At 41.4% G+C, this 12530-nt stretch carries 12 protein-coding genes and 1 riboswitch; of the genes, 8 read left to right on the top strand and 4 right to left on the bottom strand.

The features are described 5' to 3' along the window. Positions 1-104: 104 nt before the first annotated feature. The 4 genes from B5D29_RS01680 (at position 105) to B5D29_RS01665 (ending at position 5281) form a co-directional block, all read left to right on the top strand. Entirely contained in the window at positions 105-1037 is a 933-nt protein-coding gene (locus B5D29_RS01680; protein ID WP_078767845.1) for a CehA/McbA family metallohydrolase, read from the top strand. A gap of 57 nt (positions 1038-1094) precedes the next feature. Then, positions 1095-1215, top strand: a riboswitch (FMN riboswitch). 113 nt (positions 1216-1328) lie between these two features. Next, positions 1329-1943, top strand: a complete 615-nt coding sequence (locus B5D29_RS01675; RefSeq protein WP_078767844.1) for an ECF transporter S component — start codon at positions 1329-1331, stop codon at positions 1941-1943. Positions 1944-2116: 173 nt separating this feature from the next. Continuing rightward, positions 2117-3571 (top strand): DUF1846 domain-containing protein, encoded by a 1455-nt coding sequence (locus B5D29_RS01670; RefSeq protein WP_078767843.1) that lies wholly within the window; start codon positions 2117-2119, stop codon positions 3569-3571. Positions 3572-3664: 93 nt separating this feature from the next. Continuing rightward, positions 3665-5281: a CTP synthase gene (locus B5D29_RS01665; protein WP_078767842.1), complete on the top strand. Its 1617-nt coding sequence runs from the start codon at positions 3665-3667 to the stop codon at positions 5279-5281. A gap of 332 nt (positions 5282-5613) precedes the next feature. Here the strand turns inward: B5D29_RS01665 and larE are convergent, their stop codons facing one another. The 4 genes from larE to cysK all read right to left on the bottom strand — a co-directional run bounded on the left by larE (position 5614) and on the right by cysK (position 8700). Continuing rightward, positions 5614-6420 carry an ATP-dependent sacrificial sulfur transferase LarE gene (gene larE / locus B5D29_RS01660; protein WP_078767841.1) on the bottom strand — a complete coding sequence of 269 codons (807 nt, stop codon included), beginning with the start codon at positions 6418-6420 and terminating at the stop codon, positions 5614-5616. Next, positions 6417-7097: a DUF2238 domain-containing protein gene (locus B5D29_RS01655; protein WP_078767840.1), complete on the bottom strand. Its 681-nt coding sequence runs from the start codon at positions 7095-7097 to the stop codon at positions 6417-6419. The genes larE and B5D29_RS01655 overlap by 4 nt, the downstream gene beginning before the upstream one ends. A gap of 51 nt (positions 7098-7148) precedes the next feature. Next, complete coding sequence (locus tag B5D29_RS01650; protein ID WP_078767839.1) at positions 7149-7640, bottom strand: pyridoxamine 5'-phosphate oxidase family protein; 492 nt, start codon at positions 7638-7640, stop codon at positions 7149-7151. A gap of 130 nt (positions 7641-7770) precedes the next feature. Then, on the bottom strand, positions 7771-8700 hold the full coding sequence (gene cysK / locus B5D29_RS01645; protein ID WP_078767838.1) for a cysteine synthase A: 930 nt from the start codon (positions 8698-8700) through the stop codon (positions 7771-7773). A 367-nt stretch (positions 8701-9067) separates the two neighbouring features. Here cysK and rplM point away from each other — a divergent pair, with 367 nt between their 5' ends. The 4 genes from rplM (at position 9068) to gdhA (ending at position 12471) form a co-directional block, all read left to right on the top strand. Beyond that, positions 9068-9496, top strand: coding sequence for a 50S ribosomal protein L13 (gene rplM, locus B5D29_RS01640; protein ID WP_078767837.1), 429 nt, complete (start codon positions 9068-9070; stop codon positions 9494-9496). 16 nt (positions 9497-9512) lie between these two features. Beyond that, positions 9513-9911 (top strand): 30S ribosomal protein S9, encoded by a 399-nt coding sequence (rpsI, locus tag B5D29_RS01635; RefSeq protein WP_078767836.1) that lies wholly within the window; start codon positions 9513-9515, stop codon positions 9909-9911. A 339-nt stretch (positions 9912-10250) separates the two neighbouring features. Continuing rightward, the gene (locus tag B5D29_RS01630; protein WP_078767835.1) at positions 10251-10907 is read left to right on the top strand and encodes a helix-hairpin-helix domain-containing protein; all 657 of its coding nucleotides are present in this window, start codon (positions 10251-10253) and stop codon (positions 10905-10907) included. A gap of 214 nt (positions 10908-11121) precedes the next feature. After that, positions 11122-12471 carry an NADP-specific glutamate dehydrogenase gene (gene gdhA, locus B5D29_RS01625; RefSeq protein ID WP_078767834.1) on the top strand — a complete coding sequence of 450 codons (1350 nt, stop codon included), beginning with the start codon at positions 11122-11124 and terminating at the stop codon, positions 12469-12471. Positions 12472-12530: the final 59 nt, after the last annotated feature.

Raw genomic sequence — 12530 nt, 5'->3', positions numbered from 1 at the left:
AGTTATCACCAAGAATATTATATAATATTTGTTGAAGTTTATCAATAGAATATCTGTTTATATGGTGATATAATATTTACATTAACATTTAAAGGATGACTTTTATGAGCTATTTACCATGCGAACTTCATTGCCACAGCAATCACGGTGAGAGCAATTTTTCTGTCAGCGAACTCTTGCAAAAATCTGCTGATGACCACCTCGCTTTAATAGCAATTACCGATAAAAACACAACCGATGGCTTTGCGGAACTTGACGATTCCGTCACTCCGTCAATCAAAGGTATGGAGTGTGCAACTCCGTACGGAAGCCTGCTTGCACTCGGTATTGATTCTGCTGTTGACACTTCAAACACAACACCCGACAATATCGATAGTGTGATACAGGAGCTTCGTGGCAACGGCACAGTTGTCGGCATATCTCATCCGTTTGATGAAAACGGTGCGTGGAAATTCAATCTTCGCAATCACCGCAACATTGATTTTATTGAAGTGTGGCACGGTGCGTTCACTTTCGCAAATGCCGAAAATGACAGGGCACTTGCTATGTGGACAGAACTTCTTGATAAGGGTTGTCACATTGCCTGCACCTATGGCAGAGATTGGAAAAATGACGAAAACAGCGGTCACTTCGGTTGTACTTATCTTGATATAGACGGCGAAATTAATCAGCACAATGCGCTAAAGGCTTTGCGTATGGGCAAAAGTGTTGCTTCAACGGGTGTAAAATTTTTCTTCCGTGTTCATCAAAAAGGCGTGACCTACACAATCGGTGAAACGCTCAAAAAGGGAAGCAGTGTTTTCAGTTTTTTCACCGACCTCCATTCAAGAGAGAAAAATTCAGGTGCAGAAGAAGTTGAGTATCAAACAATCAAACTCATTACAAACGGCGGTGTTTGTGTTATGGAAACTGCTGTGTCCGAGCGACATATTCATATTAATCTCAAGAATAATCATTGGTACCGTGCCGAGCTTTGGGGCAAGGTTGACGGAGAGAAAAAACTCCTTGCCGTCACTTCACCGATTTACACGGCATAGTTTTTGGAAAATAATTTTTCTTGACAAACTGCATAGACGGTATTATTATAGTTATACAAAATATTTCGGGGCGAGGTGCAATTCCTCACCGGTGGTATAGTCCACGACCTGTCGCAAGACAGTTGATTCGGTGAAAATCCGAAACCGACGGTTAAAGTCCGGATGAAAGAAATATAAAATCTTAATAGTATTTGCGCAGTGATGAGTGCGCAAGTATCGGATTTGTCTTTCGCCCTAACATATTTATGTTAGGGTTTTTCTTATGCCATCCCGGGCAGGAAAGGAACGACTATGTCAAAGGAATACATCATCAATCAAAACGAAAAAACAAAGGCAAACAAAACACATCTCATTGTTGGTTGCGGCGTGTTGGCGGCGGTTGCAACAGCACTTCAGTATTTGGAAATCCCAAGTCCCGTCAACTTCATTGCGCTCGATTTTTCGGATTTACCGGCGCTTCTCGGTGCGTTTGCGTATGGTCCGATTGCCGGCGTGCTCATTGAACTTGTGAAGAATGTGATTCACCTTGCAGTCAGCAGAAGCGGATATGTAGGCGAATTGTCAAACTTCATTTTGGGCGCAGTTTTCACTCTCACAGCAGGTTTGATTTATCAAAAACATAAGACAAAGAAAAGCGCAATCTTGGGAGGTGTAATCGGTGCACTCATTATGGCGGTTGTCAGCTATCCGTCAAACCTCTTTGTTGTTTATCCGTTCTATTACAACTTTATGCCAAAAGAGGCTGTGCTCGGCGTTTATCAGGCACTCTTCAAGGTTAACAGCATCGAAATGGCAATTTTGATTTATAATGTGCCGTTCACATTTATCAAGGGTTTAATCAGCGTTGCGATTTCTGCATTGATTTACAAACCGCTTCGTCCATTCCTTAAAGGTAAAACAAAATAATATATATATATTGTAGGGGCGAAATGTGTTCGCCTTGCAAAAAATTTAAAATTTTTTAATTAACCTATTGAAAAGTTCCTCTCCATACTTTATAATAAGTAAGTACAGACAGGTGTTTTGTGCATCTGTCTTTTCTTTTTTTAGAATGTTCATAAGAGGGGACAATAGTAGGAATGTATAAAATAGGATTTGATAACGACAAATATTTGTCTATGCAATCAAGCAGAATAAAGGAGCGAATTGCGGAATTCGGCGGAAAGCTTTATCTCGAATTCGGCGGAAAGTTGTTTGACGATTATCACGCAAGCAGAGTTTTGCCGGGATTTTTGCCTGACAGCAAACTTCAAATGCTCCTTCAGCTTAAAGACGAGGCAGAAGTTGTTGTTGTCATCAGCTCGGATGATATAGAAAAGAATAAAATCAGGGGCGACCTCGGCATCACTTATGATGTTGATGTGTTCAGACTCATTGACGCTTTTGAAAGCAAGGGCTTGTTTGTCGGTTCGGTTTGCCTCACAAAGTATACCGCAACTCCAAAGGTTTTGGCATTTGAGGAAAAACTGAAAAATGCAGGCATAAAGACCTATCATCATTATTTGATTGACGGTTATCCAAACAATATTTCAAAAATTGTGTCGGATGAGGGCTACGGTAAAAACGATTATATCGAAACTCAAAGGGAACTTGTTGTTATTACCGCACCGGGTCCGGGCAGCGGAAAAATGGCAACCTGCCTTTCACAGCTTTATCACGAAAACAAGCGTGGCGTAAAAGCAGGATATGCAAAATTCGAAACTTTCCCGATTTGGAATATTCCGCTTGACCACCCTGTAAACATTGCGTATGAGGCGGCAACGGCAGACCTCAACGATGTCAATATGATTGACCCGTGGCATCTTGAAGCGTATGGCAAAGCAACGGTTAACTATAATCGAGATGTGGAAATCTTCCCTGTGCTCAAGGCAACATTTGACAAGATTTACGGCAAATGTCCGTACAAATCGCCTACCGATATGGGCGTTAATATGGCGGGCAACTGCATTATTGACAATGACGCAGTTTGCGAAGCGTCAAACAATGAAATTATCCGAAGATACTTCAATGCAAAGCGCAACAAAAAGCGTGGCGCAAAGAACGACAGCGAGATATATAAATTGGAGCTTTTGCTCACCAATGCTCACCTTGATGTTTTCGACAGAAAATGCGTTAAGTTTGCGGAAGAACTTTCCGAAAAAACAAATGCACCTGCGGCAGCTGTTGAATTGCCTGACGGCACAATCATCACGGGCAAAACTTCGGCAATTATGGGTTGCTTGAGTGCCACAATATTGAATGCACTTAAGGCACTTGCACAATTGGATGATGTGACCTTGATTGACCCGGAGGTTATCAAACCTATCGAAAACTTAAAAACACATCATCTTGGAGCAAAAAATCCACAGTTGCACATAAATGAAATTCTTATTGCACTTGCAATTTCAGCGGTTACCGATGACAATGCAAAGCGTGCACTTGCACAGCTTGACAAACTCAAGCACAGCGAAATGCACTGTTCCGTTATGGTTTCCACTGTTGATGAAAAGGTGCTTAAGGAACTCGGAATCAGACTCACTTGTAACGATAAATAACACAAGGGGTCGCACAACAATCAATGACGGTTGTACACCCCCCAAAGGGTGTATTGCCGTCTTTTTTATAAAATTTTATAGGAGGACAAATTTATGAAAAAGCCAAAATACATATTCATCACAGGCGGTGTTGTTTCGGGACTTGGCAAAGGGATAACTGCGGCATCCCTTGGCAGACTTCTCAAGTCAAGAGGACTGAAGGTGACGGCTCAAAAGCTCGACCCGTATCTCAATGTTGACCCGGGCACAATGAATCCTGTTCAGCACGGCGAAGTTTTTGTAACCGATGACGGCGCCGAAACCGACCTTGACCTCGGACATTATGAGAGGTTTATTGACGAGAGCTTGTCTCAAAATTCAAATCTCACTTCGGGCAGAGTTTACTGGAAGGTTATTTCGGACGAGAGAAAGGGCGTTTACGGCGGACAGACAATTCAAATCATTCCCCACATTACCAACGAAATCAAGAATTATATCCGTCGTAATGAGGACACGGGCGCAGATGTTTGCCTTGTGGAAATCGGCGGAACAATCGGCGATATCGAGAGCCAGCCGTTTTTGGAGGCTATCCGTCAGTTTGCGTGCGATTATGGCAGAGAGAATTGCGTGTTCATCCATGTAACTCTTGTGCCGTATCTTGCCGCTTCGGACGAGTTGAAGAGCAAGCCTACTCAACACTCGGTTAAGGAAATGCTGTCTATCGGTATTCAGCCTGATATTATCGTGTGCAGAACAGAACATCCGCTTACAGAGGAAATCAAACGAAAAATCTCGCTGTTTTGCAATGTTGGTGAGGATTGCGTTATTGAAAACAACAATTGCGATATTCTCTATGCAGTGCCTATGATGCTCAAGGAGCAGAAAATGGACGAGGTCGTTTTGCGTAAACTCGGCATTGACGCCCCAAATCAGGATTTGAGCGATTGGGAGGATATGCTTTTTGCACTTCGTAATCCAAAACAAACCGTAAAAATTGCAATGGTCGGCAAATATGTTGAACTTCACGATTCGTATATCAGCGTAAACGAGGCACTCAAACACGGCGGAATTGCCACAAGAAGTGCGGTTGATATTGATTGGATTGATTCCGAAAGCCTTGAGGCAGACGGTGTTGACCTTGACGAAGTTTTCAAGGGCGTTGACGGTATTCTTGTACCGGGAGGATTTGGCAGTCGTGGCATCGAGGGCAAAATTCTTGCCTGCAATTACGCAAGAACTCACAACATTCCGTACCTTGGAATTTGCCTCGGTATGCAGATTGCAATTATCGAATTTGCAAGAAATGTCTTGGGACTTGATGGTGCAAACTCTGCCGAAATTGATTCCGAAACAAGGTATCCTGTTATTGATTTTCTTCCTGAAAAGAAAAACCTGACCGACCTCGGCGGAACGCTTCGTCTCGGCAAATATCCTTGTGTGCTCAATCCGGAATCAAAGTCGTATGAGTTGTACGGCGCAGATGAAATCTGGGAGCGTCATCGTCACAGATATGAGGTTAACAACAAGTTCCGTGATTCGTTGCTCAGCCACGGTATGATTTTTGCAGGCACAAGCCCAAATAATCATATTGTTGAAATGATAGAAATTCCGGAGCATCCATGGTTTGTTGCGTGTCAGTTCCACCCGGAATTCAAGTCACGCCCAAACAAACCGCACCCGTTGTTTAGAGGCTTTGTCACAGCTTCGTACAAGCATTTAATCGGAGAATAAAATGAAAGAGTATGTCAAAAAATTTGACATACTCTTTCAGACTGTCGATAAAGCCCCTGAACCACGCCAAATATATTCAACTCATTTGCCTCATCTTATTTATAAGGGGAGGTGGCAACACGAAGTGTTGACGGTGGGGTTTTAAAAATGCTGTAAGTTCGATACTTACAGCATTTTTGGCGTTTTTCGTTTTTTGCTCACAAGCGGTACAATCGTACAGCAAAGTTCGCAAGAAAACGAAATTCAGAACCTTTCTCAACAGCCTACAGCGTGTCAAAAATACTTTTTAGACACGCTGTAGCGTATGCCAAAAATTTTGACATACGCTTTGTTTATTGTTGTATTGATTTGTTCATATTGCCTGTTTTGTAGCCGTTGAGGTCAAGTGCCGTGTAGTCAAATCCGTAGCCTTGAAAAGCTGTTGTGATTTTGTCGGCATTTTCAAGAACGGTTTGCATTTGCTCTTGCTCAACCTCTATTCTTGCGGTTTTGCCGTGCAATCTCACACGCACTTGATTTATACCGAGGTCAATCAGCAATTGTTCGGCACGGTCAATCATTTTCAACTTTTCTTCCGTTATTGTGTCGCCGTATTCAAGCCTTGTTGCAAGGCAGGCAAAGGATGGCTTGCTCGCTGTTTTGAGTTTTAGCTTTTCTGATAAAAGTCTGATTTCCGCCTTGGTCAGTTCTGCTTTTCTCAACGGACTGACAACGCCTAATTCTTGTATTGCCCTCATCCCCGGGCGGTAGTCGTTGTCGTCATCAAGGTTTGAACCCTCAAAAACACAGTTGCATTTTTGCTCATCGGCAATTCTGCAAACCTCTGTAAAAATCGCCTTTTTGCATATGTAGCACCTGTCGGGCGGATTGGTGCAAAAACTTGGGATTTCAAGCGGATTGATGTTGAATTGGATTTGTTTTATTCCCTCCGATTTGCAAAACTCCGTTGATTCGTTTTGCTCTCTTTTCGGAAACGCAAGAGAGCACGCCGTGATTGCAACAACATTTTCCGCTCCGAGTGTGTCGGCACACTCCTTTAGCAAAAGTGTGCTGTCAACACCCGATGAAAATGCAACAGCAACCTTGCCGTGCTCCGTGATTATTCTTTTTAGTTCTTGTTCTTTTTCGGCTGTTGTCATTTGCTTTTCTTCTTTTTGTTACGCAGAACTACCATGAATATCATTCCAAAAATTCCGCCGATTGCATTCATCATCATATCGGTCATTGTGTCCACAAGTCCCAAATATCCGTACTCGTTGTGGTATTTTGAAATGTCAATGTTTGCGGTTTCAGTGCCGTATTTTGCAAGTTGAAGGTTTGTGCCGTGGAGGGTGTCCATCAAAAATTCGTAGAACTCCCAACCAACTGCGATTGACAGCGCAAACATTATGCTGAAAAGTGCGGCAAGCGTTGCGGCACATTGCCCTTTTTTACGCTGAATTATCACGGCAAAGTCATAACCGAAAACAGCGCAAACAAACCCGCTTAAAATGTGCATAAAGTTGTCGAACCAACTGATTTTGTCAAACAGTTTAAAATACGAGCCGAACAAAATGCCGATGAAAATAATCAAATTCAGCATAGTTTGCGACAACGGCGGCACTTCAATAATAAAACTTGTGTGACCGAAAATCTGGAACATATCCCAAAGATGTGAAAAAATGAAACAAAAAATGCTTTCAAATCCCATTACCACATTGCCTGTAACAAAACTGTATGTTGCACATATAATCATTGTCACTCTGACTATAATCCAAAATATCAATTGTCCTTTTGGTATTTCGTTTATAGGGTCTTTTCTCAATTTATATTTCATATTTAACCTCTGTGCAGTGATATATAATATATTATGTATAAATTTGCAAAATTATTTGCGTAGTTTGTAAAATTCAAGTCCCTCTTTGCCCGTGATGTGCTCCGGTGTGATTTCAACTACTGCGGTTTCGTTTATGAATCTTTCGGTTTCTTCCTTGATTCCGTTATCGTCCATATGGGGGCAGATGGCCTTTGCCATTTGTACGCAGTTTTTATATACTTCGTTTTTGTTTTCGATAATTCTTGCTTTGCCGAAAACGATAACGGATTTGTATTTATTTGTGTATTTTTTTTCGATAACTTCGTCGGAATCTATGATAGAAAGTGATACCTTTTCATTTGATTTTACGGCATCGATTTTGTGACCTGTTTTTGCACAGTGAAAATATATTTTGTCGTCAATGTAAGCGTAGCTTATCGGCAGGGAATAAGGGTAACCGTCATCGCCCGATAATGCAAGGGTGCAGGTGTTGTGTTTTTTGAGTATTTCTTCAACCTCGTCAGCGGAAAGCTGTTGCTTTTTTCTTCTCATTTCTCTGAACATATTGTCACTGCCTTATATGTAATGTAAATTATTATATAACATATTTATATATACTTCAATAAAATTTTGTAAAAAAACACGGCAACGGGTAAATCGCTGTCGTGTTTTAATGTATTTGTATTTGGAGGGATTATTTTGCAAGCATTGGAGTTGAAAGGTATCTGTCGCCTGAATCGGGAAGAATAACCACAATGTTTTTGCCTTTGTTTTCAGGACGCTTTGCAACCTGTGTTGCTGCCCAAAGTGCCGCACCTGAACTGATTCCGACCAATGCACCCTCGAGTGACGGGAACTTTGCGCCGAATTCAAACGCCGCTTCGTTTGGAACGGTGATTACTTCGTCATAGATTTTTGTGTCAAGAGTGTCGGGAACAAAGCCTGCGCCGATGCCTTGGATTTTGTGAGCACCGCCTTTGCCTGTTGTGAGAACAGGTGATGTTTCAGGCTCAAGAGCAATGATTTGAACATTCGGATTTTTCTCTTTGAGATATTTGCCTGTGCCCGATACAGTTCCGCCTGTGCCTACACCTGCAATGAAGATATCAACCTTGCCGTCAAGGTCGTTCCAAATTTCAGGACCTGTGGTTTCGTAGTGAGCTTTTGGGTTAACAGGGTTCACAAATTGACCTGCAACGATTGAGTTCGGTGTTTCTTTTTGCAATTCCTCTGCCTTTGCAATTGCGCCTTTCATACCGAGGGATGCGTCTGTGAGCACAAGTTCTGCACCGTAGGCTTTCATCAAATTTCTTCTTTCAACGCTCATTGATTCAGGCATTGTGATGATTACTTTAAAGCCTTTTGCCGCAGCGTATGATGCAATTCCGATACCTGTGTTGCCCGATGTCGGCTCAATGATTGTTGCGCCTTCCTTTAGTTTGCCTGTTGCAACCGCATCATCAATGATTGCCTTTGCAACTCTGTCTTTTACAGAGCCTGCCGGGTTGAAGTATTCGAGCTTTGCGTAAACATTTGCCTCAAGACCGTATGCCTTTTCAAAATTACTGATTTTTACGAGTGGGGTGTTGCCGATTGTTTCGGCTACTGACTGATAGAGTGCCATATCTGTGTCCTTCTTTCATTTTGTTGGGATTGTCGCCCGGGTGAAAGCCGTTTGCCAAATCTCGTTTTTGTTTTGTTGTGACCTCATAATAGCATATAATGCCTACTATGTCAATAGGTTTTTAGGAATTACTTTAATTTTTTTTGAATTTGCAACGCTTTCGCCTATATATAATGTATATATGCAGAGCATTATGTGTGAAAAATGATAAATAATAAATTAGATTTTGCATAGAAAACAAGAGAAAATAAGAGAAAACAAGAGTAACAATAAATTATTTTAATTTAGGTGTTGACTATTTTTTCGCTTTGTGGTAAGATATGCAGGCAATCAAAAAGATTAGAAAAAATTTGGAGGATTATAGATTATGTCAACATTTATGCCAAAAGCTGACGAAATCGAACGCGCATGGTATGTAATTGATGCTGCTGATAAGCCACTTGGTCGTGTAGCTGCTGAAGCTGCTACTCTCCTCAGAGGCAAGCACAAGCCAATTTTTATGCCAAATGTAGACTGCGGTGATTTCGTAATCATCATTAACACAGACAAGGCTGTTCTTACAGGCGACAAACTCAACAAGAAGCATTTTTATCATCATTCAGGTTACATCGGAAACCTCAAGGATGTTAAGTACGGCACTCTTATGAAGGAAAAGAGCGATTTTGCTATGCAGCTCGCTGTTAAAGGTATGATCCCTGACACAACTCTCGGCAGAAAGCAACTCACAAGATGCAGAATTTACAAGAACGCAGACCACAAGCATGAGGCTCAGAAGCCTGTTGCTTACGAATTATAAGGGAGGTATATAGATTATGTACGAATCAAATCCTTATTTCTATGGAACAGGCAGACGCAAGGAGTCTGTTGCTCGTGTACGTGTATATGCAGGTACAGGTAAAATCACAATCAACGATAGAGATATTGACGATTACTTTGGTCTTGACACACTCAAGCTTATCGTTCGTCAGCCTCTCGCTCTTACAGAAACAACTGAGAAGTTCGACATCGTTTGCCGTGTAAACGGTGGTGGTGTTTCAGGTCAGGCAGGCGCAATCCGTCACGGCCTTTCAAGAGCTCTTCTTCAGTATGACGAATCACTTCGTCCGGCTCTCAAGAAGGCAGGCTTCCTCACTCGTGACCCTCGTATGAAGGAAAGAAAGAAGCCGGGTCTCAAGGCTGCTCGTCGTGCACCACAGTTCTCAAAGAGATAATCAGTGCAGATTATTACAACAGCACTTCCGTTTTGGAAGTGTTGTTTTTCTTTTGCACGAGTTACTTATCTCTTTGTTCCTGTGGGTCCTCGCAACGCTGTTGCTGTGGCGGAGCTAAAAACAGTCCACCGGACTGTTTTCTAAACGCTCCTACAGTTCTCAAAGAGATAATCATTTCTCAATTTCAAGGCATTCCTTACGGAGTGCCTTTTTCTTTTGTTTTAAGCGAATATTCTGCATTTTTGTGAGTTTTACATCAAAAAATTCAATCCACTGTTCAAAATTGTTGTAAATAGACATATGATGTGATAAAATAAATATTGTGTGGAGGTGAAAAGGTTGAATAAATTTGGGCGTGAAGGGCATCGTAGCAGAATAAGAAATGCTTACATTACAAACGGTGCGGAAACCATGAGTGATGTTCATATCGTTGAGCTTTTTCTGTCACTACTTATTCCGAGAAAAGATGTCAAACCTATTGCATATTCACTTTTCAACCGATTTGGCAGTATCGAAAAAATCTTTTCAGCCGATTATGACGAACTTGTTGAGATTAACGGTATCGGCAAAAATACTGCCGTAAACATAATGATGTATAGTGATTTGATGAGGCGTTCAAATTCCTCAACAAATGAAGATTTTTATAATAGCAAAAATCGTCTTGCGTTTGCAAAACTTCAGATTAATAACGACAAAAAATACAGAGTTGTTTTTGTCGGCGGTGACGGCGATTGTGTTGGTGATTTTTGCTTTTCATCTTTTGACATTGTTGCAAAAAATTGTGTTGTTGAAAATATAATCAGTCACAATTGCAATTCACTTTTTGTTATCAGATACGGCAGTGACAAAATATTGGGCGATGATGTCAATTTTATTTCTGAATTCAAATTTCTTGTAAATCCTATCGGTGTCAACTTTATTGATTATATTGCAGTCGGTATAGATGAATGCGTGAGCATAAACGACACGGTGCATTATAAACTTCTTGAAAATTAAAAATTGCACAAAAAATTATATTATTTTATATATATGAAAAATACAGAAAAACCGATTTTTGCACTGTGTATTACACAGAGAAAATCGGTTTATTTTTGTGACTTTTCACAAAATTATAAGAAATATATTGAAATTTTCGGTAGTAGTGTTATAGTATTAAGTGTAAATAGGGTGAGCCATTACTCACTCAACAAAACGACAGGAGAAAAATACTATGAATGATTACATTGAAAAGGTAATTGCAACCGTTGAACGCAGGGATAACGCAAAACCCGAGTATATTCAATGTGTTAAGGAAGTTTTTAGGTCGCTTGAGGCTGTTATAGAACAGCATCCCGAGTATGTAGAAGATGATTTGCTTCAGCGTATGGCAGAGCCGGACAGACTTATTACATTCCGTATTGCATGGGTTGATGACGCAGGTAAAACACAAATCAACAGGGGTTATCGTGTTCAGTTCAATTCGGCTATCGGTCCTTACAAAGGCGGACTTCGTTTTCATCCGAGTGTAAATTCATCAATTATGTATTTCCTCGGATTTGAGCAAACATTTAAAAACTCGCTTACGGGTTTGCCTATGGGCGGCGCAAAGGGCGGTTCCGACTTTGACCCAAGAGGCAGAAGCAAGGGCGAAATTATGAGATTCTGCCAGGCATTTATGACAGAACTTTACAGACATATCGGACCAAATGTCGATGTTCCTGCGGGTGATATTGGCGTTGGCACAAGAGAAATCGGCTTCTTGTTTGGTCAGTACAAGCGTATTGCAGATGCGTTCGAAAACGGCGTAATCACAGGCAAGGGCATTTCTTACGGCGGTTCACTTATCAGACCTGAAGCAACAGGTTACGGCGCCGTTTATTATACACAAGAGGTGTTCAAGCATGAGGGTGACACCATCGAGGGCAAGATTTTTGCGGTTTCAGGCTTTGGTAATGTTGCTTGGGGCGCATGCAAAAAACTCGCAGAGCTTGGCGCAAAGCCTGTTACAATTTCAGGTCCTGACGGATATATCTATGACGAGGACGGTATTGTTACGGAAGAAAAGTTGAACTTCCTCCTTGAAATGAGAGCATCGGGCAGAGATAGAGCACAGGATTATGCCGACAAATTCGGTGTTCCGTTCTTCCCGGGCGAAAAACCATGGGGTGTAAAAGTTGATGTTGCAATGCCTTGTGCAACTCAAAATGAGGTTGATTTGGAAGAAGCAAAGAAAATTATCGCAAACGGAACAAAGTATTATATTGAAGTTGCAAATATGCCGACAACAGAGGATGCACTCAATCTTCTTATTGATACAGATGGCATAATTGTTGCTCCGTCAAAGGCTGTTAACGCAGGCGGTGTTTGTGTATCAGGTCTTGAAATGAGCCAAAACTCACAGCGCCTTTCTTGGACAGCAGAAGAAGTTGACGAAAAACTTCACACTGCTATGATTAACATTCACAAACATTCTGTTGAGGCTGCCGAGAAATACGGACTTGGTTACAACCTTGTTGCAGGTGCAAACATTGCCGGATTTGAAAAGGTCGCAGAAGCTATGATGGAACAAGGTATCTATTAAATAAACCTCCTGAAACACGCCAAAATGTAATCAATTAAATTATGCTTTTCATTTATAAA

Source organism: Eubacterium coprostanoligenes, from assembly GCF_900167205.1.
In the GTDB taxonomy this organism is placed as follows: Bacteria; Bacillota; Clostridia; order Oscillospirales; family Acutalibacteraceae; genus Eubacterium_R; species Eubacterium_R coprostanoligenes.
This window is presented reverse-complemented; position numbering and strand designations above follow the sequence as displayed.